This is a genomic window from Paenibacillus oryzisoli, from assembly GCF_050467285.1.
In the GTDB taxonomy this organism is placed as follows: domain Bacteria; phylum Bacillota; class Bacilli; order Paenibacillales; family NBRC-103111; genus Paenibacillus_E; species Paenibacillus_E oryzisoli_A.
Map to the genome: position 1 here is coordinate 46,810 of NZ_JBCMUN010000017.1, position 26,008 is coordinate 72,817.

The 26,008-nt window shown below is 53.9% G+C and carries 25 protein-coding genes; 8 read left to right on the forward strand and 17 right to left on the reverse strand.

Annotation, left to right across the window (positions count from 1 at the left end):
* The first annotated feature begins 108 nt into the window (after positions 1 to 108).
* The gene (locus ABE504_RS25795; protein ID WP_430094421.1) at positions 109 to 546 is read left to right on the forward strand and encodes a rhodanese-like domain-containing protein; all 438 of its coding nucleotides are present in this window, start codon (positions 109 to 111) and stop codon (positions 544 to 546) included.
* A 438-nt stretch (positions 547 to 984) separates the two neighbouring features.
* Here the strand turns inward: ABE504_RS25795 and ABE504_RS25800 are convergent, their stop codons facing one another.
* Positions 985 to 1,752, reverse strand: coding sequence for a phytanoyl-CoA dioxygenase family protein (locus ABE504_RS25800; RefSeq protein ID WP_430094424.1), 768 nt, complete (start codon positions 1,750 to 1,752; stop codon positions 985 to 987).
* Between the two features lie 136 nt (positions 1,753 to 1,888).
* Here ABE504_RS25800 and ABE504_RS25805 point away from each other — a divergent pair, with 136 nt between their 5' ends.
* Positions 1,889 to 2,668: a helix-turn-helix domain-containing protein gene (locus ABE504_RS25805; protein WP_430094427.1), complete on the forward strand. Its 780-nt coding sequence runs from the start codon at positions 1,889 to 1,891 to the stop codon at positions 2,666 to 2,668.
* Here the strand turns inward: ABE504_RS25805 and ABE504_RS25810 are convergent.
* Genes ABE504_RS25810 through ABE504_RS25825 form a run of 4 tightly spaced genes read right to left on the reverse strand, consistent with a single transcriptional unit; the run spans position 2,665 to position 9,920 of the window.
* Positions 2,665 to 4,689 carry a heparinase II/III domain-containing protein gene (locus tag ABE504_RS25810; RefSeq protein ID WP_430094430.1) on the reverse strand — a complete coding sequence of 675 codons (2,025 nt, stop codon included), beginning with the start codon at positions 4,687 to 4,689 and terminating at the stop codon, positions 2,665 to 2,667. The two genes, ABE504_RS25805 and ABE504_RS25810, sit on opposite strands and share 4 nt — an antisense overlap.
* A gap of 23 nt (positions 4,690 to 4,712) precedes the next feature.
* Positions 4,713 to 5,483 (reverse strand): SDR family NAD(P)-dependent oxidoreductase, encoded by a 771-nt coding sequence (locus ABE504_RS25815; RefSeq protein ID WP_430094432.1) that lies wholly within the window; start codon positions 5,481 to 5,483, stop codon positions 4,713 to 4,715.
* A complete protein-coding gene (locus tag ABE504_RS25820; protein WP_430094434.1) occupies positions 5,480 to 6,547 on the reverse strand; it encodes an SGNH/GDSL hydrolase family protein in 1,068 nt (355 codons plus the stop codon). Before ABE504_RS25820 ends, ABE504_RS25815 begins: the two co-directional genes overlap by 4 nt.
* A 19-nt stretch (positions 6,548 to 6,566) precedes the next feature.
* Positions 6,567 to 9,920, reverse strand: a complete 3,354-nt coding sequence (locus ABE504_RS25825; RefSeq protein ID WP_430094435.1) for a chondroitinase-B domain-containing protein — start codon at positions 9,918 to 9,920, stop codon at positions 6,567 to 6,569.
* Positions 9,921 to 10,387: 467 nt separating this feature from the next.
* On the opposite strand from ABE504_RS25825, the gene ABE504_RS25830 reads away from it, so the two are divergent.
* Genes ABE504_RS25830 through ABE504_RS25840 form a run of 3 tightly spaced genes read left to right on the forward strand, consistent with a single transcriptional unit; the run spans position 10,388 to position 11,836 of the window.
* Positions 10,388 to 10,900 carry a MerR family transcriptional regulator gene (locus tag ABE504_RS25830; protein ID WP_430094438.1) on the forward strand — a complete coding sequence of 171 codons (513 nt, stop codon included), beginning with the start codon at positions 10,388 to 10,390 and terminating at the stop codon, positions 10,898 to 10,900.
* A 3-nt stretch (positions 10,901 to 10,903) separates the two neighbouring features.
* Positions 10,904 to 11,335: an SRPBCC family protein gene (locus tag ABE504_RS25835; RefSeq protein ID WP_430094441.1), complete on the forward strand. Its 432-nt coding sequence runs from the start codon at positions 10,904 to 10,906 to the stop codon at positions 11,333 to 11,335.
* A gap of 18 nt (positions 11,336 to 11,353) precedes the next feature.
* Positions 11,354 to 11,836, forward strand: a complete 483-nt coding sequence (locus ABE504_RS25840; protein ID WP_430094442.1) for an SRPBCC family protein — start codon at positions 11,354 to 11,356, stop codon at positions 11,834 to 11,836.
* A gap of 61 nt (positions 11,837 to 11,897) precedes the next feature.
* On the opposite strand, the gene ABE504_RS25845 is transcribed toward ABE504_RS25840, so the two are convergent.
* From ABE504_RS25845 to ABE504_RS25885, 9 genes are all read right to left on the reverse strand, one after another.
* Complete coding sequence (locus ABE504_RS25845; protein ID WP_430094444.1) at positions 11,898 to 13,709, reverse strand: cache domain-containing sensor histidine kinase; 1,812 nt, start codon at positions 13,707 to 13,709, stop codon at positions 11,898 to 11,900.
* Positions 13,709 to 14,722 carry a response regulator transcription factor gene (locus ABE504_RS25850; protein WP_430094446.1) on the reverse strand — a complete coding sequence of 338 codons (1,014 nt, stop codon included), beginning with the start codon at positions 14,720 to 14,722 and terminating at the stop codon, positions 13,709 to 13,711. The genes ABE504_RS25845 and ABE504_RS25850 overlap by 1 nt, the downstream gene beginning before the upstream one ends.
* A gap of 88 nt (positions 14,723 to 14,810) precedes the next feature.
* Complete coding sequence (locus tag ABE504_RS25855; RefSeq protein ID WP_430094448.1) at positions 14,811 to 16,385, reverse strand: extracellular solute-binding protein; 1,575 nt, start codon at positions 16,383 to 16,385, stop codon at positions 14,811 to 14,813.
* A gap of 110 nt (positions 16,386 to 16,495) precedes the next feature.
* On the reverse strand, positions 16,496 to 17,362 hold the full coding sequence (locus ABE504_RS25860) for a carbohydrate ABC transporter permease (RefSeq protein ID WP_430094451.1): 867 nt from the start codon (positions 17,360 to 17,362) through the stop codon (positions 16,496 to 16,498).
* 23 nt (positions 17,363 to 17,385) lie between these two features.
* A complete protein-coding gene (locus ABE504_RS25865; protein ID WP_430094454.1) occupies positions 17,386 to 18,348 on the reverse strand; it encodes an ABC transporter permease in 963 nt (320 codons plus the stop codon).
* Between the two features lie 152 nt (positions 18,349 to 18,500).
* Positions 18,501 to 19,361 carry an SDR family oxidoreductase gene (locus tag ABE504_RS25870; protein ID WP_430094456.1) on the reverse strand — a complete coding sequence of 287 codons (861 nt, stop codon included), beginning with the start codon at positions 19,359 to 19,361 and terminating at the stop codon, positions 18,501 to 18,503.
* A 116-nt stretch (positions 19,362 to 19,477) separates the two neighbouring features.
* Positions 19,478 to 20,242: an SDR family oxidoreductase gene (locus tag ABE504_RS25875; RefSeq protein ID WP_430094459.1), complete on the reverse strand. Its 765-nt coding sequence runs from the start codon at positions 20,240 to 20,242 to the stop codon at positions 19,478 to 19,480.
* A 186-nt stretch (positions 20,243 to 20,428) separates the two neighbouring features.
* Positions 20,429 to 21,319: a transporter gene (locus ABE504_RS25880; RefSeq protein ID WP_430094461.1), complete on the reverse strand. Its 891-nt coding sequence runs from the start codon at positions 21,317 to 21,319 to the stop codon at positions 20,429 to 20,431.
* Positions 21,320 to 21,339: 20 nt separating this feature from the next.
* A complete protein-coding gene (locus ABE504_RS25885; RefSeq protein ID WP_430094464.1) occupies positions 21,340 to 21,516 on the reverse strand; it encodes a hypothetical protein in 177 nt (58 codons plus the stop codon).
* A gap of 74 nt (positions 21,517 to 21,590) precedes the next feature.
* On the opposite strand from ABE504_RS25885, the gene ABE504_RS25890 reads away from it, so the two are divergent.
* Complete coding sequence (locus ABE504_RS25890) at positions 21,591 to 22,490, forward strand: SDR family oxidoreductase (RefSeq protein ID WP_430094467.1); 900 nt, start codon at positions 21,591 to 21,593, stop codon at positions 22,488 to 22,490.
* Between the two features lie 54 nt (positions 22,491 to 22,544).
* On the opposite strand, the gene ABE504_RS25895 is transcribed toward ABE504_RS25890, so the two are convergent.
* From ABE504_RS25895 to ABE504_RS25905, 3 genes are all read right to left on the reverse strand, one after another.
* Entirely contained in the window at positions 22,545 to 23,051 is a 507-nt protein-coding gene (locus ABE504_RS25895; RefSeq protein ID WP_430094470.1) for a hypothetical protein, read from the reverse strand.
* Positions 23,048 to 23,521, reverse strand: coding sequence for a hypothetical protein (locus ABE504_RS25900; protein ID WP_430094472.1), 474 nt, complete (start codon positions 23,519 to 23,521; stop codon positions 23,048 to 23,050). The genes ABE504_RS25895 and ABE504_RS25900 overlap by 4 nt, the downstream gene beginning before the upstream one ends.
* 97 nt (positions 23,522 to 23,618) lie before the next feature.
* Complete coding sequence (locus ABE504_RS25905; RefSeq protein ID WP_430094475.1) at positions 23,619 to 23,834, reverse strand: hypothetical protein; 216 nt, start codon at positions 23,832 to 23,834, stop codon at positions 23,619 to 23,621.
* 171 nt (positions 23,835 to 24,005) lie between these two features.
* Between ABE504_RS25905 and ABE504_RS25910 the strand changes: the two genes are divergently transcribed.
* A complete protein-coding gene (locus ABE504_RS25910; RefSeq protein WP_430094478.1) occupies positions 24,006 to 24,833 on the forward strand; it encodes a helix-turn-helix domain-containing protein in 828 nt (275 codons plus the stop codon).
* Between the two features lie 103 nt (positions 24,834 to 24,936).
* Complete coding sequence (locus ABE504_RS25915; RefSeq protein WP_430094480.1) at positions 24,937 to 25,884, forward strand: ABC transporter substrate-binding protein; 948 nt, start codon at positions 24,937 to 24,939, stop codon at positions 25,882 to 25,884.
* The last annotated feature ends 124 nt before the right edge of the window (positions 25,885 to 26,008 follow it).

Here is a 26,008-nt window from a genome sequence, read left to right on the forward strand (position 1 = left end):
AAATTATTGAAGTTTGCTATTGAAAACTACCGATAACTCCAGTTTCGCGGACTGTGCTACAGTGAACTCAAGCCATTCACGACAGTCCAATTAACTGGAGGTAATTCTATGACTATAACAACGCGCCAATCGCTCGTCCTTGAGACCCCGTTCGCCTCGCCTGAACACACGCATCGCCATTATATGAACAAGCTTTCCGTTGAGACCGACGTCGCCGATGTCCGTTTTGACATGCAGCATGGTCTGGACGACTTCTTGCTGATCGATGTGCGCAGCGCCAAAGCGTATGAGGAATGTCATATTCCGGGAGCAATTAACCTGCCGTCCAACCTGATCAGCGCGGAAACAACCGCGGCTTTCTCGACAAGCAAGGCCATCGTCGTCTACTGCTGGGGACCCGCTTGCAATGGCGGCACCAAAGGCGCAGCCCGCCTTTCCGGCCTTGGCTTCATGGTCAAGGAGATGCTCGGCGGCATCGAATACTGGCGGAGGGAAGGGCACCCCGTTGAGGGAACGCTGGGGGAGTCGGCTCCTTTGGTGGGGTAGTAGCATGGGCATGCGTGCCATGCCAGATAAAGATCTGATTATGCCGCCCTTTTGAAGCTGGCTGTGTTCGCAGATAGGCATGGAGCTGCTTCGTGGAGGTGCGCCAAGCTGCGAGTCGTGCGTAACGGTTGCCAGTGAGCTTATTTCTCCAAAATGGCGGCAATCCGGCTCATAACGGTTGCAGCAGCGGCTATTTGCCTTGGAAAAGCAGATATTGCTTGGATTTTATGCAGATAAGCCCTATGGCAACCGCTACAGCTTGAAATGGCGCATTTTGAGGCAAATAAGCGCTAGGGCAACCATTAGCCAAGACTGGGCGCTGTTCCACTGGCCAGCAGGCTCAAACCTTATAGCGCACGCCCCCCATTCCTCCAACGTACGAACGTCCCGTCTCCATGCTGCCATGGACCGGGACGTTCTCGTCATCTGACACGGATTTTACAGAAAATAATACTCACTTGCATCCTTGCCTGCGAGCGCATACCGCTTGTAGTGCTGATAGTGCGCCTTGTACAGTTCCCCGTCCTTCGCCGGCGAATAGGTCAGGAACAGCTGCTTGCGGCTGCGGTCGGACGTGTTCGCTCCACTTTGGTGCGGCGCGAAGGAGTGAAAAATAATGATGTCGCCCGGATTGGTCTCGACGATTTCCCCCGTAGACGGGTCGATTTCGGCAATCTCCTCTGCATTCATATTGCGCAGCTCGCCCGGTGTGGAACGGAGACGATCATGATAGCCAGGGAACAACTCCAACCCGCCGTTAACCACCGTTGCACCGTCAATCGCCACCATCACGGAAATCAGCCCCTCGATCGGGAAGCCCTGCCACCATGAAGCGTCCTGGTGCATGCTGTAGCCTTTTGCTCCGGGCAGCTTGAAGATCAGCTTATCTTTGAACAGCTTCGGCTCATCCAGGTAAATGTCCCGCAGCGGGGACAAAATGCGCTCATCCTTAACCAAATCCGCAAATACAGCGGAAATGTCATGTACGGGATCGAGGCGCTCAATGGCGATCGAGCCGTCGGTATAGCCTTTGTGTCCGGCGCGAACATTGCGCGGTGTCGTGTACGCCTCCAAGGTGAGCAGCTTGTCGCACTCCGCTTGCAGCACGCGCGCCTCCTGCTCGCTGAATACATTCCGCAGCACCAGATAGCCCTTCTGTTTGTAGCTCTCCAATTGCTCGTAAGACAGGATATTGATTTTTTGCATATTCATCTTCTCCTTCACTTTTTTGATTATCGCGCCTTTCATGATTATCATATTACGCGGACTTCTTTACTTTTCACATGCACCGTCTTATGATAATTCATATACTTTTTTGCGAAATCAAAAAGGAGGATTCCACATGCCGAATGTCGCGATCTGCCGAAGTTATTTTAGCGGAGTTCGAACGTCATTTAACCTCGAAGAGGACCTATACAAGAACTGGGTGCTGCTCGCTGCGCAGTCCGGAAGCTTCAGCTTTCAGCTGGGGGCCGGTGAGGCAGCGGACACCAAACTGATCAAAGCCGGAGAGCTCGTCCTCTGCCCGCCGGGCACGCCGCTCAAGCGCTGGGTCGTTGACCCGTTGACGTTTATTTTTATCGAATTCACCTCCGATAGTCCCTATCCCACCGGCAAAATCACGGTCAAAGACGTGCAGCGCCTCACCTCGACCTTCACTTATATGCGACAGGTGTCACTGAACAATCAAGCGGATCCCTCGCACGCGGATTACATGAATCACCTGCTGCAAGATCTGCTCCGCATGATCGATTGGGAACGCAAGCTGGCAGGCCAAACGATTCCGCGCGACCAGCTTGATCCCATCAGCCAGCGAGCCCTGGCCTATCTCGATCTCCACGCGTTCGATGAGTCGCTCAACTTGCAGCACCTTGCCCAGGAGCTCGGACTCAGCGCTTCTCAGCTCACACGGCGTTTCCAGGATGCCTACAAGCTGTCGCCCATCGCGTACGTCACGACGATTCGCCTGCGCAAAGCGTGCGCGCTGCTCGTGGAAACCGACGACACGCTGGAAGCGATTGCGGAGCAGTGCGGGTACCAGAACGCATTTTATTTTAGCCGCATGTTCAAAAAGAAACAGCAAATAAGCCCCTCGACGTATCGAAGGACTTATCGGATTTAACCGGAAACGACGTGGAGTCCGCTCGTTTCCGACCATTGTATAGAAGTCGATCTGCCTGGCATGCTCACTTCAAGAAGATCCTCTTCCAGTGCGAGCCTCGCTGGCGCAGCCTCTGCCCGGTACACGTGCACGAACCGGGCACGCCGCCCCCGCTCACGGTGCACAATCGCCGTCAGCGGCACACTCGGATCCACCGAGTGCCCCGGCGTCTGCACCGTCACGAGCTCCTGCCCCGGCATCACCCATGCCGTGTGCCACACCGCCTCGCCGCCCGGGAGCGAGTAGCGGGCGGCCACCTGCCCTGCCTCGGGCGCGAAGCTCCCGGTGACCGGCAAGGTCAGTTCACTTTCGCCGAGGGGTACCGAGATTGAGACTTGCCCCTCCTCCCGCAGCTGCCCCGAAATCGGCGGCACAAGCGGATGCAGCCACCATTCGACCTGAGCCTCGTCCTCCAGCGTAACTTCAAACCAATCCAGCAGCCAATCCGCCGTCAAAAGCAGATGACGATCCAATCGGCAGCCGGCCAAAGCCGGATAGGCTCCCTCCGATTGCAGCCATACATACGTGCTCTCCTCGCCGCACGTAAACTGAACGCAGCGCCCCGTATGCTCCGCCTGCGACTGTCCATTCAGCGAGATGGTGTTGTGACACGCCGTTTCTCCATACCAGGGCCGCAGCGAGGAACCGTACGGCGTCACGCCCTGATCCGGCGCCAGCATGCCGGCGGCATGCAGCAGCGACACATGCAGCTTGTCGCGATGCCCGTGCGCGCCGCCATGCTCGCCGAAATCCGCGAGAAACGCGAGCGGATTCGCCTCATGCCGGCCTAGCACAAAGCCGGATTCGGCCAGCAGCTTGGAGCTGCGCACGCTGCCAACTGGCGACAGCGACGCCAGTTCGGCGCCATCCCCACACAGCAGCGCCTCCAAGCCCGTTCGCGAGCCTGCCCCCGCGCCCAGCTGCCGGTACGCCTCCCGCAGCACCGGCGCCAGCTCGCGCATGCCGTAACGCGCCAGCCCCTGCTCGGCGACCTCGGCGATCTCGCGCGCATACGGCCGGCGCTCCATCGGCCCGTCATGCAGCGCCGGCAGCACGCCCTGGTCGTCGGCCAGCTCCACCAGCAGCGACAGCATGCCCCGCAGCGACTGGCCCTGCGCGCCGACAGCTTCGTATAGCGAGACGCCGCAGCGCTCCGCCATCTCGGCGAAGATCAAGTACGCCCGCAGCACGAATACATGGTAGTAGGTCGTGCCTTCGAATTCAAATTGATCCGGCTTCACCCCGATCGACAAGTGGTGAACAAAACCACCTTCGTCATCGATCAAACCACTCAACTTCTCCCGCTCCCCCTGCGCCGCATACACACAGGCGAGAGCGGCGTTCAGCCATGCCGTGTAATTGTTCTCCGGGTTCCTTCGCTCATGGATGAGAATATGCCGATAAGCCGACATGCTTCCCGCCATAAGCTCGAAAAACACCGCCAGCTTCTCCCTCTCCTCTTCCGCGAACGCAACGCCCTCATCGCTAAGCAGCAAATAAGCTCTGATCAAAGTCGTCGCCCAAATCGCTTCCGTCAGCGCCTGATGGAACGCCCGCCCTTTCAGCATCCAAGGCTGGGCATCCGGATGAACCGGATACAGCGGGTACTGTGCCGCATAGTCGACGATGAGCTTTTTACTGAGCTCGGCGTAACTCGAAACCTCAACCGTCCCGCCAAAGGCCGCATACACCGCTGCCGCCTGAAGCGCCACCCGCGCAAGCTGCTGATGCTTAAAAACAAGCCACGCCCCCCGGTAAGCCGCTCCCTCGACAATGCAGCCGTGAGGACAGCGATACGTCTCGGCATCTGCTTCCATCTCATCGAACAAGAGTTCCGTATGATGCGTCTCACACACGTATTGATGCCACCAGCCGCCGGGCTCGAGCGGGATGCGCAAGCTGCCCGCAGCGGCCAGCCTGTCGACTTCCGCTTGCAGCTCCGCCGCGATCCCGTGCGCCCAGGGCAGCTGATCCACTTTCATACGGACTCTTCTCCCCGCGTCCTTCATCGCATCATCATCCCGCCGTTGACCTCAATCGTTTCGCCGGTGAGATACGAAGCCAGATCGGAAGCCAGATACAGCACTGCCCCCGCCACATCCTCCGGCGTTCCTTCACGCTGAAGCGGGATGCCCTGCACCGTCGCCTGACGCGCGCTATCCGTCGTAAACGTCGCGTGGAACATCGTCTGGCCGATAAAGCCCGGCGAGACGAGATTCACCGTAATGCCGCCCGCTGCAACCTCTTTGGCCAGCCCTTTCGAATACGCCGTAACCGCCGCTTTGCTCGCCGCGTACACGCTGGAACCCGGACCGCCGCCGTTATGCGCCGCAACGGACGACATGTTAATAATGCGGCCATAGCCTTTGGCGCGCATGCCGGAAAGTACGCTTTTGCACATAAAAACCGTGCTCTTCAGATTCACATCCATGATGCGCGCGTACAGCTCCTCCGTCATCTCCGCGTTCGCTGCGCGCTGCACCAAATGCCCCGCATTGTTGACGAGAATATCGACGGTGCCGCCAAACGCCCGCTCCACTTCCTGTACCAGACGCACGATCTGAGCCGTATCCGTCACATCGGCCTGCACGAGAATCGCTTCCCCGCCTGCCGCGCGAATTTCCGCAACTGTCTCTTCTCCCTGCGCGACATTGCGCAAGCAGTTCACGCCAACCTTGGCCCCATGCGCCGCAAGCAGCAGCGCGATCGCTTTGCCGATTCCGGCGTTCGAACCTGTGACTATCGCAATTTTTCCATCCAGATTGATACTTGTCATTTGTTTTCGTCCTCCTCTATCTTAGCCATTCGTAATCGCTCTACTTCAGGCTGCAGAAGACAAGCCAGCTGCTCGCCCATCCGCGTATGCCCATATTCCGAGGGATGAATGAGGTCCGTTGTCAGCGAAGTAAAATCCGTCATAATCTCCCGCCCATCCAGCAAGATCAGCTTCTCATGCCGCTTCGTCTCCCAGTACCTCTTCAGCACATCGTTGAAAGCCAGCTCCGCCACCGCGTAGGGATGTGAAGTATCGAAGAAATGCGTCGCCCGATTCGGATAAATCGTCGTCACAAAAATCGGTTTGGCCGGATGCCGCTGGGTCATCCCATCCAGCATGAGGTTCACACGCCGCTCGAATTCCTCCACTGGCACGACAGCCCGCATATTAACGCCAAGCTCCAGATAAGCAAAATCCCAATCATCCCGCGCTGCAAAATGGCGAGCAACCTCAGGCTCGCAGAAGCAGGAGCCGCTGAGCCCCATGTTCAGCACATCAACGCCGAGTTGGCGTCCCGTCTGCTGCGCATAGCAGTTATAATGGCTGAGAGCGCCCACCCCGTGCGTAATCGAAGAGCCGTACGCCAACATCGTGAGCGAAGGCATTTCCTCCTTGCGCGGCGGCCTAATCCCATAGCCGAACGTATCAATATCCGCGACAACCGCGCTATACCGGTCAAAATACACCCGCCACACCTGCGGGGAAAATGCCGCATTCGTCAGCAGCGCTGCCGGCACCTCCGCAAACCGGTCCGGCTGCTCCAGCTCCAGCGTTGTGTAGACGCCGGCTCTCAGCGTGTAGGCTGCGTGGAACAAATCGCCTTTGAAAACGAGCACTTGGCCGTCTTTCTCCTGCGCTGCCAGCGTCAAGCGAAACACGTTCGCGTCCGTCACGAAGCGCAGCTCACAGCCACTGGACTCGGCGGCTTTGGTCCGTCCTTTGTCCGTCAACGCCTCGCGCACTTCCCGCGGAAACCGCTGGAGCCTGCGCCCCGGCAGCAAGGCCCGTTCCTCGATCTCCGCCACATTATGAAAATAAACCTGATCCAGTATCGTTCTCTCCATCCCTTTCTATCAGCTCCCTTTACGGATTAATCGTTGTAAAAATGAGCGTCGGCACTTTGGCGCTATCCCCGTTCTCCAGCGTCGCCACAGTCGCCGGATTGTCGTTCGACAGCATGGCGAGACGGAAACTTAGCGTGCCGTCCGCTTGCGATTGCACATATTTCGTCACATCGAGGGTCACGTAGCTGTTCGCTTTGACCGGCATATCCGCCGCATCGATGTCGCTGAAAGCCCGCGCCGGTTGATTTGCCGCCGTAATCCCTGTTGGGCTCCAGCTGTCTGAGGCGAGCCCCGACGCTAATAGATCTGCTCCTGCTTGCGCCGTGACCACATACAGCTTGAGCTGCACCGTATCCAGAACGCCCGGGAGCGAAGCCGGCATCGAGGCCTTGATGTAACCGACCTGCTTGCCGCCGTCCGTCTGAATCAGCATCGTAGTCGTGGTGCTGTAATTCGTCGATGTATTCGTCGAATAGACGCTGTCGACATACGTATCCGCGTCGACGACCTTTGTCGTCTGCGTCGGGGTGAGCACCTGAACGACGCTCGCCGGCGAAGTGAAGCCGCCGTAGGAAGCCGTCAACGAGGCGCTGCCCAGCGCAGTGGCCGTCACGGCTCCGGCGGCAGTCACCGCAAGCGTGCCGGGTGCGCTGCTCGCGAAGGTAGCTGCTGCCGTCACATCCTCCGTCGAGCTGTCCGTGAATTGCGCCGTCACCTTGAGCTGCTTCACGCCGCCGCCAAGGGCGACATGTGCTGAAACGCCTGAGATCGCGACGCCGTTCAAAGCCGGCAGCGTCACATTAACGGTGTTGCTGGCCTTTTTGCGGTTGGCCTGGTCGATCGCTTCGATTTTGAACGTGTACGACGTTCCTGGAGAAAGTCCAGCCGTCGTATAGGACGTCTCGCTGCCAAACGTCGTGTCGTACAGAACGCCGTCTTTATAAATGTTGTAGCCGACCACGCCTGTGTCGTCGCTTGCCGCAAGCCAGCTGATTTTCACGCTGCGTGGAGTAACAGAAGCCACAGCCAAAGGCGAGCCTGAGCTCCAGCTCGGCGCAGTGAGATCGTTCACGGTGCCGGAAGTGTACTCGTCAGCACCCACATCCGGTACGCCGGCGCGGGATTCACGATCCAGATCCTCCGTGATGTAGCCGAACGCTCCGCCGCTGCCGTAATTGCCAACCGAGCTGTTGATCGCCGGGCTGTTAGCGGCCAGCTTTTTATACGAAATCGTAAGCAGACGTTCGTATTCGCTCGAAGTCCACAGCCATGCGTAGTCTTGCTGGTTCAGCTGCAGCACGGCATCTTTCAACATCGGATATGACACATTCACCTCGGCGGACGTTAGCGGCGCGGTATTGCCCGTAATGAGCGGCACGCCATGCTGTGGAAACATGAGGTTGCCCGACCAGGACAAGCCGGGGATCGGCGTCATGATTTTGATGAGCTCTTGTTCGCCGCCGACCACGAGGTTATTGGCGAACGTCAGGTTTTGCGGGGCCATGCCGTAGCGAATCAAGCCCAGCTCAATATTGCTTTTGTTGTCGACGAGTGTATTGTTGGCAACGGTTACATTTTTGGCGATATAGTGGTTGTTGCTTGGAATTGGCTGTGTAAGATTGTCATTGTCACCGGTCGTAAAAACGATCGCTGCATCCCACTCCGTACCCGTCAGCCCCTGAAAATAGTTGTTGTACACACGATGATTTTCCCCGTACACCCGCACGCCGCCAGTACCCAAGGTTCGGTCGTCCGGTGTCGCCGGCGCCACTTCGCGGCCATTGCCGATGAACATATTCCCGTAGACGCTCGAGCCGTTGCCTGAACGAAGCGCCACCGTGCCCAGCGACTCAATGAAATAATTGTAGCGGATCGTATTGCCGCCGCTTTTCACCGAAATGTACTCCGGATCGCTGTCCACATGGTCGAAAATATTGTACTGAATCGTCGCATTCGCATTCAAATGCACGAGATCCGTCACGCCAAGCCGGATGCCTTCGGATTCGTTAACCTGGCGGGGCAGCGTATTGCGGAAAATATTGTATTCAACTAGATCATACTGCGTAATTTCGTAAAGTCCTGCGGTCGTATCCCGATTTCCGTCAAAAAGGATGAATTTGCCGCGATCTTTTTTGTTTTCCATCAGATTATGGTCGACTTGGTTGTGGTGGCTGCCCCAGCCATCGATGTACACCCAGTTCGACTTCGTCGCATCGGTTGCACCGCTTGGCGAATAGAAATGATTGTTCGTGATGCGCATGTAGCTGCAGCCTGTGAGACGAATCCAGTTGGCGGCTGTCGCATCCATCACGAACGTGAGATCCTGCAGCGTGATGTAGGCGCTGTTCGTAAATTTGATCGGTCCGGCGTTGAAGACGGCTAAGCCTTTGTTTTTCGCCTTGATGACGATGGGGTTCGCCGCCGTCCCCATCTTGCCCGTGATGCTGAATGCGGCGTAATTGCCGTCGTTCAGCTCAATGACGTCGCCGGGGCTGGCCGCGTTGATCGCTTGCGCAAGCTGCGTCGAGTTGCTCACCGTCACGGTCGCCCCAGGCGGTGTCGAGCCGCTGCTTGTGGCGGCCGTGACGTCATCAAACGCCGCAGCCCCGGCGTAGCTGTAAAGGCCCACCTGTCCGGACGTGTACGGCGTCGTGTCTGTGCCGGACAGCACCATCGTGCTGCCATAGTAGCCTTCCAGCTTGAGGCTGCCGTCGCTGTTTTGCGTCAGCAGCAGCTTCATCGGCAGGTAGCCGAGGTTGTCGAACGCAGGGCTCAGCGCTGTGTTCGTGACGGACACGCCGCTCGCATTCGGCGTTCCCGCTGTTTGCGGCACGCTGATTTTCGAGTTGCCGGTCACTTTTTCCAGGTAAAATTGATAGCTCGCAGAATTCTTCTTCATCGTGAAACGGTAGTAGGTCGCGGTTGTCCCGCTGACCGAATATCTGGCGACCAGCCCCGCATACGTGCTGTTCGCACCTGTGACCTTCAACTTCCCGCTGAGCGTTATGTCGCTTTTCGTGACGGCAGGCTCGGCTGCGCCCCACTGATTCTGCGTGAGTACGTACGTGACACCTGTCGTCGCGTCTGTCTGCTGCAAGAAGTGATTCGGCTGCGGAGACGCCAACTCTTCGCCCATCGCCCAGGAGCTGGCACCGCCGACGACGGTTTTCCACGGCTGCGATGCCGTGGACGTGCTGCTCACCGGCAATGTGTAGCCGCTTGCGGATGTGCCATAGCTCTCAAAGTCCTCCGTCAGCGAAGTCGAAGTTGCGCTTGCTGTCGCCGGCGGAAGCAGACTGAGGCATAGCGCAGCCAGCATCAGCAGCGTTAGCATGCGTTTTTTGTTTACGCGGTTCCATCTTAATCTCATCATCACTTACCCTCCTCTATTATGGGATTAAGCTCATTATAAGGAGGTGCGGGCGGGAAACCCATGCGCGCGTTTAAGCAGGATTGTGTTTTTTTAAGGAGATCCTAGGGGAAAAAGCTATAAAGGATGCCACAGCGCTTATTGTCCAGAAAATCTGGCGATATTAATTCTAACGGTTACGATAGCGCTTATTGCGATAAAATCTAGTGAAAGTGGTCCGATTTCGTGCAAATAGGCTCGGTGGTAACCGTTAGAGTTTAAAACGAACGATTTTGGAACAAATAGCCGCTGTGGCAACCGTTAGCGCCAGCAACATCCCGTCGTCGTCCCCGTGAAACCACCGTTTCGTGCACCGCAAGCATTTCACGAAACCACACGGGTATAAAAAAATTTTCTCTTGCACCTTACGTAACGTCATCTTTTATAGTTACAATACCGGTATAACGTTAGCGCTAACGAAGGAGTTGCCGATGGAGCAATATTGGAAAGTAGGAGATCTATCCAGATTGACAGGACTCACTGTCCGGACGCTGCGGTTCTACGATCAGATCGGCTTGTTCTCTCCGTCCGCGCAGACGGATTCGGGTCACAGGTTGTACAATGAGTCCGATCTCTCGCGTCTGACGCAGATTGTGTCACTCAAAGAGTTGGGAATATCCCTTGAGGAGATCAAGTCCATCATTGGCGGCAAGCAGATCAGCCCACTGGACATCGTCAATCTGCAAATGACCCGAATCAAAGAACAGATCCAGGTACAGCAGAAGCTTCTTGAGCAGTTGCAGCATGTATCCAAGTTAATGCAAGGAAGGTCGCCGCTGGAAGTTGATGATTTCACACAACTGCTGCAAGCGATGAAAACGATCCACGAGAAACCGGTCATCACACGACAGACAAGCTGGGAGTATCGTCTGGATGTACTAGGAGACGTACTTGGAGATGCTTTCGGCGAAGAGCAGGAAGCTATGAAATCAGAGGAGGAATAACACATGACTGAACGATTTGTCAAACACGCTACTTTCGTCGTTGAGCGGACCTACATAGCGCCGCCAGCGAAGGTCTACATGGCCTGGGCCGATCCGGCCCTCAAAGCAAAATGGTTCTCGAAAGCCGATATTTTCGAATTTCAGGTCGGTGGAAAAGAATACAGCAAAGGAGGTCCGCCAGGGGGGCCGATCTTCACCTTCGACGCCTGCTACCAAGAGATTGTTCCTGAGCAGCGCATCGTCTACAGCTATACGCTGGATTCAGATGACACACGCATCTCCGCTTCGCTAACCACGATCGAGCTCATCTCGACCGACGAGGGGACGAAGTTGATTTTCACAGAGCAAGGGGCGTTTTTCGACGGACATGATACACCGGAAGTGCGCGAGCATGGAACAGGTGAAATGCTGGACGCTTTGGGCAAGTCGCTCTAAATCAAAGGAGGGCAACGTATGAGTGAGCATACGGAGACAAATCATCGTTCAGCGCATGCAGGCGAGAACGAAATCACGATTACCCGCGTCATAGATGCTTCGCGCGAGCTCGTATTTACGGCCTGGACGCAAGTGGAATATTTGGCAAAATGGTGGGGGCCTAACGAGTTTACATCAACTTTTCAAAAGTTTGAGATGACGCCCGGCGGAACTTGGGAATTTATTATGCACGGTCCAGACGGCGTCGATTATCCCAACACCAATACCGTTATCGAGGTTGTCTGGCCCGAGCGTATCGTCCTTAGGCATGATCTGTTTCCCCATTTTGTGGCGACGGCCGTCTTTGAAGAGATGGACGGCAAGACCAAACTTACTTACAGCAGCAAATTTGAAGAACGTGCGGATGTATTCGAAAAGGTGAAAGAATATGCGCTGCCGGGAGCCGAACAGACCATGAATCGTCTTGAGGACCTTCTAGCACATGCGTTTCCACGCGGTTAGAAACAAATAGAAGGGTCATCCGCTCCAAAGGATGACCCTTCTTCATGCCGTTATGGTCCCCTCACGTCTCCACATCCGGAAACCGCATAAACACCCGCGTCCCCATGCCCAGCTCGCTCTCCATTCGCAGCCCATACTGCTCGCCGAACAGCAGTTGAATCCTTCGGTGCACGTTCATCAGCCCGATGCCGCCGCTGTTGCCGCTGCCCTGGTGCAGCTTGGCCTCCGCCAATTGATTGGCGCTCAGCTGCTTGTTCAGCGACGCCAGCTGTTCGGGCGTCATGCCGACGCCGTTGTCCTCCAGCACGATGACGAGGTCGCCGTCCTGCAGGAAGGCGTCGAGCCGAATGTAGTGATGCGCCTCGATGCCGTCAGCGAAGCCGTGCTGAAAAATGTTCTCGATCAGCGGCTGGAGGGTCAGCCGCGCGGTCTTTTTCAGAAAGAAGTGCGGCGGAATCCGCACGTCCAGCTCGAACTCCCGGCCGACCCGGTGCTTCATAATGGTCATGTAGTTCAGGACATGCTTCAACTCGTTGACGACGGCCGTTTCTTCGATGTTGTTTTGAATGGAGTAGCGAAACATCGACGCAATAGCATCGACAATTTCGGTAATCTCCGTCGACTGCTGGATGACCGCATAGACGATAATATTTTCGAGCGTGTTGTACAGAAAATGCGGATTAATCTGCAGCTGCAGCGATTGCAGCTCGGCCTTTTGACGCTCGAGCTCGGCGTCCTTCTTGGACAGCTCTGTCCGGTACAGCGTGTCCATGAGCTCCGAGAGGGAGATCACCATGAGATTGTAGCGGTGAATCAGCTCATCGAGCTCGTTGTTGGATTGCAGCTGCGGGATTTTCACCCAGTTGCCCTTCTCGGTCTGGCGCATGCCGTTTTTCAAAATCTGAATCGGCTTCGCGATTTTCCGCCCGAAATGATAGGAAATCAGAAGCGCAATCAGGAGCGTCACACCACCGACCCAGAAGGACGAGGTGCGAATGCTGGAAAGCGGCCGATTAATGTCCGCCGTCGGAATGGACACGAGCAGGTTCCAGCCGGTGTAGGCCGATTTGGAGCTGACGACCATGCGGTTTTCGCCGAACGAAGCGTCTTTGAACGCCTTCCCGTCATTCCCTTCGATTTTGCCCATCAGCTCCTGTGTGACTGTCGCCCCGATCCGCTGCTTATCCGGGTGGTACACGATGCGTCCGTCATTATCGACGATGGCGAAAAAGCCGTTCGGCCCCAAATTGATGCCCTTCCACAGCGTCGCAAATTCATCCGCCTTGATCTCGATGGCCAGAATACCTTTGAATTCGTTAAACACTTCGCCGTGAATTTTGCGGGCCAGCGTGATGAATTGATTGTCGCTCTCCGCAAACACACTGTTGCTAATGATCGTCATATTGCCCTGGGGATCGGTCTCCTTGTCCAGCTCCGCCATCGTAAACGACGGAACCGGATCAACGATCGGCTTCAGCGCCGGATTCTCGAAATAGACCCAGTGGTCGTTGTAATCGCCGAGGTACACGGTCATAATCTCCGGAGATTTGATAAACAGCGGGTTGATGACGTTATCCATCAGCTTGTCCGTGAAGAGATAGTACTCGTAATCGCCGGTCGGCGGATCATCGAGGAACTTCTTCACAGCGCTGTTCGTGAACAGGGACAGGTGCGCGCGCTCATAATTTTTCAAGTAGAGATCCGTATGGTTGACGGCGTTCGAGACGATTTCGGTGAGATGCTGTTCACTCTGCTCCTTCAGCTTGCTGGACGAGATGTAGTACGATGAAAAGCCGATGGACATGACCGTAATGAGCACGATGGACGCGATGTAAAAGAAAATGCTGCGGGCTAACGTACGCTTCGGCTTCATCATTTAATCCCCATCATATGCCGGTATTCGAGCGGGGAAAGTCCCGTGACCTTCTTGAACATCCGCGAAAAATGCGGATAGTTCTCGTAGCCGATTTCGTAAGCGATGTCATTGGTTTTGTAGTGCGGCATCTCCAGCATCCGCTTCGCCAGCTCAATTCGCTTGTTGATGCGGTACTGGACGAACGTTTCTTTGAACACTTTTTTGAAAAGCAGGCTCAAATACGGCGGCGTAATGCCCAAATACTCGGCCACATCCTCCAACGAAAGGCTTTTGGTCAAGTTGGCGTCCATGTACACTTTCGCCTTCTGCATCAGATCCTGGCCTCCGCGCTGCAGCGCCAGTTCATCAATCACCTTCATAATATGCTCCTGCAGCAGGGCAAAATAGTGCATAATATCGGTCGTCGGCGCGAGCTCCTCGAGCTTCGGCTGGAAGCCGCGTCCGGACAGCCGCTTCATCAGCATCGGCAGGCAGTCCTGCAGCAGCTGGATGAACTCGGAGTCGGACGAAGACGCCGACAGGCAGTACAAGCGCAGCTCCTCGAGGTACGCCTCCACCTCATCAATACGCAGCGACCATATCGCGTCCACGATTTTCTCCACCCATTCCTCGTACTTGGCGATGGAGAGCACCGCGTGCTGACCTTGGGCAATCAGCTTGTTCAGCAGCTCGTGTATTTTAACTGGCGTAAACGGTTTCAATAAATATTCCTTCACCCCGAAGGACATCCCCTGCTGTGCGTAAGAGAAGTCGCTGTAGCCGGAGATGATCACCTTTTGAATGAGCGGGTATTTGTCGTGCACTTGCTTGCACAGCTCCAGCCCATCCATCTTCGGCATACGAATATCGGTAAAAAGCAGCTGAGGCATTGATTCCTCAATCATGCGCAGCGCCTCCGCTCCATTACTTGCCGTCCGAATCCCTTCGAACGCATGCGGATGCTGCTTGATCATCAGGACAAGCCCTTTCAAGATCAGCGGTTCGTCGTCGACAACTAAGATCTGCTTCATCCAGCCGCTCCCCCTCGATGTGAAATGGAAAAAACATTCATCCTCAACCCGAGGATAAATGCTTTCTCCCATTCTCACAAGCTATTTTTTAGTCGCCTAGGACGACGCCTTCTTTTTTATTGTAACGCTCGGTCGCTTCCTTGATAATTTCGTTGCCGCCCTTCGCTTTCCATTCCTCCAGTGCCTTCGGCCAATCGGAGATCGGCTCCTTGCCATATACCATTTTCAGCATGTGGTCCAAAATAACCGGCGGCATGTCGGAGAATTTCAGACTCGCATCGGTGTACTTCGCCGTCGTGGACAGCTCCGGCGAGAAGGAGATGCCGTTTCGGCCTTCTTTGGTCACGATCGTATCAAATTGTTGAATGAGCTTCTTGCCGTCTTCCGTCGTGTTCAGCAGGGTTCTGTTCAGAGCCGTGTCTTCGACCAGACGCAGCATGACGGAGCGGAACTGCTCTTCCAGCGTGCCCTCCGGCGTTGTTGGCTGCTTGTAGACGACTTTGCCGTCCTGCATCGTGTACGTGTCGCCTTCGATGCCGAAGTTGAAGAACCGGTCGCCCTGCTCCGTGACCATGTAGTTCATCATTTTCACGATGGCAATGGCTTTCTCCTTGCTCACTTTGCTGTTGATGTACGATAAGCCACCGGTATAGCTGTACTTCATCATGCCGCCTTTGCCATCATCACCGACCGGGGACGGAATAATGACGACTTCCGATTTCGGATTTGCCGGCTTAGTCGTCGTAATCCAGTTCATCAGCAGGTTCGCGTTGTGGTTCCAGACGCCGGATTTGCCGGCGTTGATGTTGTTCGTCCATTTGTTGCCGTCCAGGGAAGCGAAATCCTTGGCCATTAAGCCTTCGTCGTACATCGTTTTGTAGACGTTGAGCGCTTTTTCCATGGCTTCGACCTTGAAGAACTTCGGCACGACCTGATCGCCGATTTTCTCAAACATCGTGCTGTACGGCATCACATCATAGGCGCCAAAGATCACGTCAGAGTAGACAAAATCCTTCCGGAACGCATACGGCTCGGCAACGCCGTTCTTTTTCATCGCGCGCAGCACGTTCAGAAAGTCGTCGACGGTTTTGGGAGCCGGCAGCCCTGTCGCATCCAACAGATCCTTCCGGATGAACGTCGCCCGGCGGCTCGGGCTCGAGAGATATTCGGGAATCGCGTAGATTTTACCGTTATACTTCACTTCGTTCCACGCCGGCTCCGGAATCGCTTTCAACAAATCCTGGCCGTATTCCTTCAGCAGATCGTCCAGCGGCATGAACAATCCGCCTTTGATCGCGCCGACCATGTCCGGCCCTTCCGGGAACATGCCCTGGATCGTGTTCATCACGTCCGGCAGGTCCGAGCTTGCGAACATGAGCGCCGTCTTCGGCTTAAATTCCGCATGCGGCACGAGGCGCAAATCCAATTGGGTGTTCGTCAGCTCGCCGAGCTTTTTCACCCATTTGTCATTGTTGATGTCCGTGCTGCTCAGCGCGTATTTATTTAACGAATCGCTCAACGAGATGGAAATCTTCACCGGTGCCTGCGGTTTGGCCGAGCTTGCGGCTGTATCAGCCCCCTTGGGATCGGACGAGCTGGAGCAGCTTGCGAGAAGCGCACAGAGCAGCGTTGAAGCGAGACCTGTTTTCAGCCATGCTTTCATTGGAATAGCCCCCTAAATGATTATGTTGTTCGTTCGTGATCATCTTATCGTGAAAAAAATTTCGGGAACATTGTGTTTTTTAAACTCAGTTGACTTTTATTATAACGCGTTTACGACTTGATCGAACCGATTAACATCCCTTTAATAAAATGCCGCTGCAAAAACGGGTAGACGAGCATGATCGGAATCGTCGCAATGACGATGACCGCCATTTTGAGACCTTCCGGCGATAGGTTTGCAATATCCCCCGCCGTATTGGCCAAATCGGACGAATCCGTCACGACGAATTCGCGCAGCTTGACCTGCAGCGGAAAGAGTGCACGGTTGTTGATAAAATACAACGCATTAGAATAATTGTTCCACAACGCGACGGAGTAAATGATGCTCATGGTCGCCATCGCCGGTTTGGAAAGCGGCAGGATGATGCTCCAAATGGTGCGCACTTCCCCCGCCCCGTCGATGCGCGCCGACTCGATCAGCTCATTCGGAATGGAGAGAAAAAACGAGCGCATGACGAACAGGTTGAACGCGCTGATCGCCCCCGGCAGCATAAGCGCCCATAAGCTGTCCAACAGCCCGAGCGAGCGGACGAGCAGGTAGTTCGGAATGAGCGGCGCGTGAAAAATCATGGTGATGAGCACGAGCAGCAAAATGTACTTCCGCTCGCGATACTCCTGCCGGGACAACGGATAGGCGAGACTCGCTGTCAGGATGAGGCTCAACAGCGTGCCGCCGACCGTGATGATGACGCTGACGCCGAAGGCGCGCCAGATCGCGGTCTGCTTCAGCACCGTCGTGTAGTTGTCCATGGTGAACTGCACCGGCCATAGCACGACCTTGCCGGCGCTGAGCGCCACAGGCCCGCTGAACGACTGCGCGATAATATTCAGAATCGGCAGCACCATGATGAGGGAGATGATGATTAAGCCGATGGGATTCAGCAGCGACAGGCGGCTTTGTTTGTGAAGAGATGACATGGGAATCTCCTTTCTTCTAGCTTCTAGTACAGGCCTTCGCCGGTTGTTTTCTTGCTGAACATGTTGGCGGACACGATCAGGACAAGACCGATGACGGATTTGAAAAGTCCAATCGCCGTCGTATAGCTGTACTCGCGCTGAATCAGACCGACCCGGTAAATATACGTGTCGAGAATGTCGCCGTGCGCATTGTTAAGCGGATTGAGAAAAACGAATACCCGTTCAAAGCCGAGGTCGAGGAAGTTGCCAATTTGCAGCAGGAAGAGAATCGTAATTGTCGGCAAAATGCTTGGAATCGTAATGGACAGCGTCTGCCGCCATCGCGTGGCGCCGTCGATTTGCGCCGCTTCATACAGATCGGGATTGATGCCGCTCATCGCCGCCAAATAAATGATGGTGCTCCACCCTGCGTCGCGCCAGATGCTGGAGGAGACGATGATGGTGCGAATGAAGGAATCCTCGCCCATAAAATAGATCGGCTCATGCCCGAAAAGCTTCAAGAGGCTGTTGACGACACCGGTCGTCGGGTTCAGAATTTCAATGACGATGCCGCCGACCACGATCCATGACAGAAAGTGCGGCAAGTACACCGCCGTCTGCACGAACCGCTTGAACAGCTGATTGCGCAGCTCGTTCATCATCAGCGCGAGCACGATCGGGATGGGGAAGGCGAACACCAGCGTATAGACGCCGATCGCCATCGTGTTCTTGAGGATGCGCCAGAAATCCGCGTACTCCATCATTCGCCGGAAATTGGCGAGGCCGACCCAGTCGCTTTTCCAAATGCCCGTGAAAATGCTGTAATCCTGAAACGCCATCACCGACCCGGACAGCGGAATGTACTTGAAGAGCAGGAAGTACACGATGCCGGGAATGGACAGCAGGTACAGCACCTTGTAGCGCTGGTAATACGCCAGGAAGCCCCGCCTGCGGGAGGTCTGATCTTGCGGCTTGTTCAGCGCCGGCTTAGCCTCGGAGTAGCTCATATGCTTCATCACCCTATCCTTGTTGTTATGCTTGCAGTGTACCGCAGGCGGCCGAAAAGAGGGATACCGTGACTTAAGGGCGCTTATCTTTTTTTAATATGGGGATAAGAAAAAGCACCATCGTGTGGATGGTGCTTACCCTAAATCCTTACTTAGCTTTGCAAAGCTCTTGCAACCAGTTCTGCTAAAGAAGTCTGACGTCCGATGAGATCCTGTAGATCATCGGTCGTTTTCTCCATATGTCCTTCTGCAATTGTATGATAAATATAAGCGGCTGTTTCGGCAGCCCTTTCCGGCATGCCGGCTTGAACAAGCAGACGCTTGACCTCTTCCATAGAAACCGATTTGTGGATCACGTTCGTACCGGACACCTCCGACAGCGTGGCAGCCAAATTTTCAAAGCTCCACGGAGCGTTGGAAACGAGGGTATATGTCTTGTTTTCATGCCCATCCTCTGTCAGAACCGTTGCCGCGGCCAGAGCCAGATCATGGCGACTAACGGCATTCACTTTGCCCTTATGGGCATTTGTCATGATGGCCCCGGTTTTCAAGTAAGTTTGGAGAGATGGCGCGTTAACAAAAAATTCCACATAACCGCCATTACGCAAGAAGGTGTAAGGAATTTCGGCCGTGCGAATCGCAGTCTCGGTAGCCAGATGAACGCGAGCAAACGGATTGTCCTCAGCAAAGGCGAAGCTGGTGTAAGCGATATGCTGGATATTGCGATCTTGGGCTGCTTTGATCACGTTATCATGCTGAACGATACGAATGGCATCATCCATCTCCGAACTTGAGATAAACAGCAGTTTAGCCCCGGGTGTAAAAGCATCGTGCAGCGATTGCGGATCGTTATAATCCGCCTGACGAACTTCAATCCCAAGCTCAGCAAGGGCAGACGCTTTTTCAAGATTTCGGACGATTGCTATAAGCTGGTGTCCGGGAACTTTTTGGAGCAGATGCCGGACAACCAGATTTCCCAGTTGCCCCGTTGCTCCTGTAATAAGTATTTTCATTAAGCGATCTCCCTCTCGTTTCATTCCTGATCTCCGTTAACGCATGCTGTAGTTTTACCATAGCTCGCGCTTTAGGGAGTCGCAAGTGAGATAATCGCTATAATGAAATTCTACTTTTATAAATGAGAGCCTCCGCTTGCATCGAGCAATTGTCCCGTTACCCAGCGACTGTCGGGAGAAGCCAGAAAAGCAGCGATATCCGCAACATCTTCAGGCTGCCCCCATCTGCCAAAGATCGAAAAATCAGCGCCATATTGATGGGAAGCAGGATCTTGCAGCATGGCGGCATTCATATCCGTGGCGATGAAGCCCGGCTGGATCGCATTGATTGTAATGCCACGCGGGCCAAGCTGGTTGGACAGCGTAAGCGTCAATGTATTGATGGCCCCCTTGGTCATGCTGTACGCAGGGATGACAGGCAGGGACATTCTGGTTACCGCGGACGACACGTTGATGATTCGGCCTCCGTCTCGCAAGCGCGGCAAAGCTTGTTGAATCATGAAAAACGGCATCTTGACATTGATAGCCATGACTTCATCGAACGCCTCTGCCGTCGTATCCTCAATGGGGACAACCAGACCAATCCCTGCGTTATTGACCAGGATATCGAAGTGATGCTCACCTGTACGTACTTGCAACTGTTCATCCAGGGATTGATACAACGACTGAACGCTTTCGGAAGAACCAAGTTTCGTTCCAATCGTGAATGCATTCCCGCCATTCTGCTCAATAACCCATACGACTTCTTCGGCAGCTTCCTTGTTCGTGCCATAATGAACAGCAACCAAGGCCCCCTCTTGGGCTAAACGTAAGGCAATGGCACGTCCAATCCCCCGGCTTGCGCCCGTAACTACAGCAACTTTCCCTGTTAATCTAGTCATAGCTTTTCACCTCTCGTGTTTGATAAGTACACGATAGTTATAACACAGGGGGGGTTTTGCAATGTTGCTCTTCTATTTTCTAAGAGAGCGGCGAGACTGCGTGAGGCCTGTGCAAGTCGGGAGATCAGGTCGTATCGCGTTTCAAAGACCCTACAGGGCGGCATGTAATAACCAACTTGAATGCGATTATGATTTCAATTGATAGCTGACAAAGGCCAGTTTGCGCCCATCGGGGGACCACGAGTTCACGTTGATCGTCCCTTGGCCGCCGAAAAGCTGGACCAGCGTCCGATACGGACCTCCGCTGCTCGGCATCAAGCGGATCTCCACGTTTTTGTTCGGCGGATGTGCGTTCGGTGCGACATCGCCTTTGCGGTACGCGAGGTATGCAACCATGCTGCCGTCCAGTGACAGATGCGGGAACCAGCTGTTGCTGTCCTCGTCCCACGTCATCTGCGTGGGCTCGCTGCCGTCGGTTCCCATTCGCCACACTTGCATCAGGCCAGAGCGCGTGGAGTTAAACCAAATATGCCGGCCATCCGGCGCGTATTCCGGCCCATCGTTGAGGCCGGGCACGTCCGTGAGCTGGCGCTCTACACCTCCATCTACCGGAATCGTGTAGATGTCGTAGTTGCCATTCCGCTCGGCGCAATAAGCAAGCTCCAAGCCATCGGGCGACCAGCCGTGCAGGTAGCTTGGCGCCATCGGCGTGATAAGCGTCGGCTTGCCGCCGGCGAGCGGCAGCACGTAAATGCGCGAAAGGCCGTCCTCCGCCGTTTGATGGCTGATAGCGATAAGCGTGTTGTCAGGGTCCGGCGACAGCACATGATCATTGTTGCACGCGTTGGCAAAGCCGGAATCGATCGGCGTACTCTGACGCGTAGCGAGGTCGAAGCTGTAAAGCCGCCCTCTGCTGTTATAGATGAGGCGCCGGCCGTCGGACGTCCAGTTCGGCGCCTCGATCAGATCATCGAATTGTGCGAGCACTTCCCGCTCACCGGTTTGTACATCAACTTCCTCCAAGTAGGAAATCACTTGGCGTACTTCCGCTTGGCGCGGCTGCTTCAGGGTATTCAAGGCGGATACCGTCCTTTCGGTTACGGAGTGTCCACGACCTGATAATGATTGATAATCGCTGCTGCGAAGGCCACCCGGTTGTTGCGGAAAAAATGATACAGCATACGGGCTTCTGGACTCTCTTCATCATACCCTGAAAAGTTGAAAAAGTCTTCATCCTGCCAGCCCTGACTTCGCAGATTCTCAATAGATTCCACAATTTTGATCACTCACCAAATTCGGCCTCAAGAATAATTTGATAATAGTTAACGCCGAAATGGAGGCAATCCCCTTGTTTAATCATGACCCTCGAGTAACGAAATGCGAAGAAGTCCCGGTCGAGTTTCCTCCCCAGTACCAGCCCGGACAACCAGGATTGGAGTTTTTGATGGTACCCAGGCCTGTCTCGGAACAGCCGGGAATAGCTAGCTCGGGTAAGCTGCACAATAAGGTTGCGATCATTACCGGGGGAGACAGCGGAATCGGTCGGGCGATTGCTTATTTATTTGCAAAAGAAGGCGCGGATATCGCGATCGTATACTTCAATGAACACGAGGATGCTTCTGAGACACAGGAGAGAATCCGGCAATTGGGCCGCCATTGCTTGACAATAGCCGGAGATATCGGTGATGAACAATTTTGCAGAGAGGCAGTAGCGTATACCTTATCTAGATTCGGACGGGTTGATATCTTAATCAATAACGCGGGCGAAATGATTTATGAAGAGGACACGGCCAACCTATCATCAGAGAAACTGCTGCGGATATTTCAGACGAACGTATTCGCTTGTTTTTATTTTACGAAAGCCGTGCTTCCTTATTTACAGTCGGGCAGTACAATCATCAATACGAGCTCCATTGCAGCGGACACAGGCTATCCGGCAATGGCTAGCTATTCCGCCTCTAAGGGGGCCGTTAGCGCCCTAACCCGTTCATTGGCGGTTTCTCTTGCCGATCGTGGCATCCGGGTTAATGCGGTAGCCCCTGGTCGAACATGGACCCCACTTATCCCTGCATCATTTCCGCTTGAAATTTACATGTTTTATGGGTCTTTTCAAAATCCGGGACCGATCAAAAAAGCAGCACAGCCATACGAAATCGCGCCTATTTATTTATACTTGGCATCGGAAGAATCCCGTTTCGTAATTGGTCAGACGATTCATGTAAACGGTGGGGAGTTTTTGGGATTGTGATGGTGGAGTTGTAGGCGAAGCACACTAAGCCCTCGGAATCAGTTCCCAGGGCTTTTATGCTTTCTTTTGCAAGGGGTAGTTATTTTCAACGAAATGGTAAGCCTTTAATAAGATGAAGGCGGCCAATGGATACATTGGGAATGAATAATACAACTTCCAGCCGGTATATGTCATAAAACCGTTCAGAACGTTCAACCATTCAAAGAAAACCGAGAACGCATCCCAAGCAATAAAATAAAGCACAAGACGCTTTCGATTCTTTTTATCGCGTAGATGCCATTCATCATAAAGAAACAAAAACACAAATGAAAACGGCGTATACATGAAAACATGAGCAATTGCTGTAATAGGCTCGTAAGATACGTTATCGCCGCAGTAATAAAGCTCAAATGGTGTTGCTGCTAGTCCATAATCAAGCGTAGCCACAAATACAACATTAAACGTCCAAATAATGACGATCATGATTGGGTTAAAGTGCTTTCGTATCCAAAAAAACAATAGCATTGCGATGACTGAGCATATTACGACGAACCATTCATTCCAATCAATGTGAAAATTCATGGTTGATGGTATCCTTTATAAAGTTTTCCCCGAAACATCCTCATGACCATCATCATCAAAATCAAATAACCTATCCAAAATACGCCGCTCGATAATAGATACGGTTTCATGTGTTTATACACGCTTAGCCAATCGGAAATCCACTCTAAACCAAGGAAAAACGCTGAATATTTGATGATCGCCCATATTTTCATTTTGGATTCAGCGGCGGCAATTTCATTTAGAAATAACAGCGTAACTAATGGATACAACACTAGGCGTATAAGCACATTTGAAAACTCATACATGGCTAAATGCGGAATCACGACAGTTTTCACATTCATTGTATAAATCGCTGATCGGTTTTGAATCAGTATAGAAGCTAAGCACCAGTAGAAAAAAATCTCCAACGAATGAAGATGTTTTTTTCGAAGTTTCATGAAGTATACATACGCAAACAAACTAACCAAGCTATACAACAAAAAAACCATATAGCGCTCCCTCCCTGGGGATCTAATGGTTTTATTATGTACTGTTTTCCTAATTCTATGATTCTTCTCGCTCGCCGTTTTGTATCCGTCCTTCCGGTTACATCCTGTCCACGATCTGATAATGATTAATGATCGCCGCTGCGAAGATTACCCGGTTGTTGCGAAAAAAGTGATACAACACGCGGGCTTCCGGACACTCTTCATCGTAACCTGAAAAGTTGAAAAAATCCTCATCCTGCCAGCCCTGGCTGCGCAGGCTTTCAATAGATTCCGCAATTTTGCTAGGGATTGTTGGTATTTTCAGAATCGCCATCGTTCCTCATCCTCCGCTGATTTGGGTAACTGCTTCACTACTAAAAGCATTGCCAAATCTAGCAGACCGTAAACGCGCCCCTGGCTATCCCGCCAGGCTGATTTTTTTGCTACAATAACAATCAACAACAATCAACAGATTAACTGCGTACTTAACGAGGTGATCCTCTTTATGGATATTAACGAAATGGCCGCGCATTATGCCGAGCAGGATGTCCGTGTCGTCGGCGTATTTCGGGCGGCGGTACCAGCCCATACAACGCTGCACACCCACAGCGCCGAGCGACTGACGCCGACGCCGGGGTATGTGTTTGTAACCAAAGGCAGCGGCACGTTTGTGTTTAACGGCACGCCCTATACGGTTCAGGCCGGGACGGTGCTGCACGGCGGCAGGCAAATGACGCTAACGATGCGTACGGAAAGCGCCGAGCTTGAATATACGTTGGTTCGTTATACACTGGGTGCGCAAGGTGCTGCGCCAGTTCGGAGCGGCCCCATTGCGCATGAGGTTTTTCAGCTGGAGCCGGGCTTCCACCCCGCCATCGCCGAGCTGCTCGGCCAGTTGTACGAGTCCTTTTTCATGCCGGGGCACATGGCCTTGCTGCGGACAGGCTCGCTCGCCAAAATGCTGCTGTACGAGCTGTTCTCCGCCTGCCTCAACCGACAAAACGACAGCAGCCGAGAGATGGTCGAGCAGGCCCGCGACTACATTCATACGAAGTACATGGAGCCGATTACACTGCAAAAGCTTGCCGATCGCTACGGGAAAAGCGCGCAGTCGTTTTCGTACTTTTTTAAAAAGCATACCGGCGTCTTCCCGATCGATTACCTGATTCAGCACCGGATGAAGCGCGCGCAGGAACTGCTCACGACGGGCAGCGGCACGATCAAGCAGATCGCCGAAAGCGTCGGCTATGCGGATGCCCTTTATTTTAGCCGGCTGTACAAGAAGTTCTATGGTTACACCCCCAGCCAGGCGCAGCAGATTAGCGAGGATTAGCGAATAATCCATATGCGTTTTATGATTTGTCCATTTTCAGGTGAAGGCTTCGTTTGATATATTCTATTGGTAATGAAAATCATTATCAAGGAGAATGAACAACATGCTACGATTTACAAAAGGGCGGATGCTCGCCTTCACTTTGATCTGTATTTTGACGCTTCTCGTATCTGCGTGCGGCAGCAAGCAGGCGGAGAGCCCGGCTTCCTCGTCCTCGGCAAGCACCGCGCCTGCGGCAACGGCAGCGCCGACACCAACGCCTGAAGCCAAAAAAGGCCCGGCACGCATCGTCGTGACCTACTTCCCTTACGCGGACCATCTGTTTGCCCTCGGGAAAGGCGATGCCGTTGTCGGTGTCGTGAACTATAAATCATTGAAAGATTTCACCGTCTACGACCCGTTCCTGAAGGGCGGCAAAGTGGCGGATCTGGGGGACAAAGTGAACCTGGAAGAGATCATGAAGCTGAACCCGGACCTTATCATCGCGTCGAACAACGATCAGAAAGATATTGAGCAGCTTTCCAAAATCGCCAAGACGGTCACCGTAAATGCAACCCTCAACTGGCAGGAAACGATCCGCGGCGTCGCGGATGCGGTCGGTGAACAGGCCGCGGCCGACAGCTATATCGCGCAGTTCCAGACGAAGCAGACCGAGGTCTCGGCAGTGATGGACAAGTCCGGCATGAAAGGCAAATCCGCCTTGTTCGTGATGCCATGGAAAAAAGGCTTCACCTACTGGAGCGGCTCCCGCATGGCGCTGTACTATGATAAGCTCGGCTTTAAGCCATTCGACGGCATGCAGAACGTCGGCGATATCACGCTCGAAGGCATCGCCAAGCTGAATCCGGAGTATATTTTCATCGGCAAGGACTACACGAATTCGAGCGAAGTCACGATGGATGCGCTGCAAAAGGATCCGATCTGGAACTCCCTCGACGCCGTGAAGAACAAGAAAGCGTTCGTCGTGGACACGGAAATTCTCGGTCCGTTGGCCATGGGACAGATGAAAGGCCTCACGTACATGGCGGAGCAGTTTGGGGCGAAAAAATAGCGTTGACCGCGCGGAGCTGTAGCTTCGGCGGGAGGAAGAAGCAGGGCCAGTGGCCCTGCTTTTTAATTTTTGGGGAGTGCTCGCCGTGCTAAGATGGGCTGGACCCTCTTAACTTCACCGATTC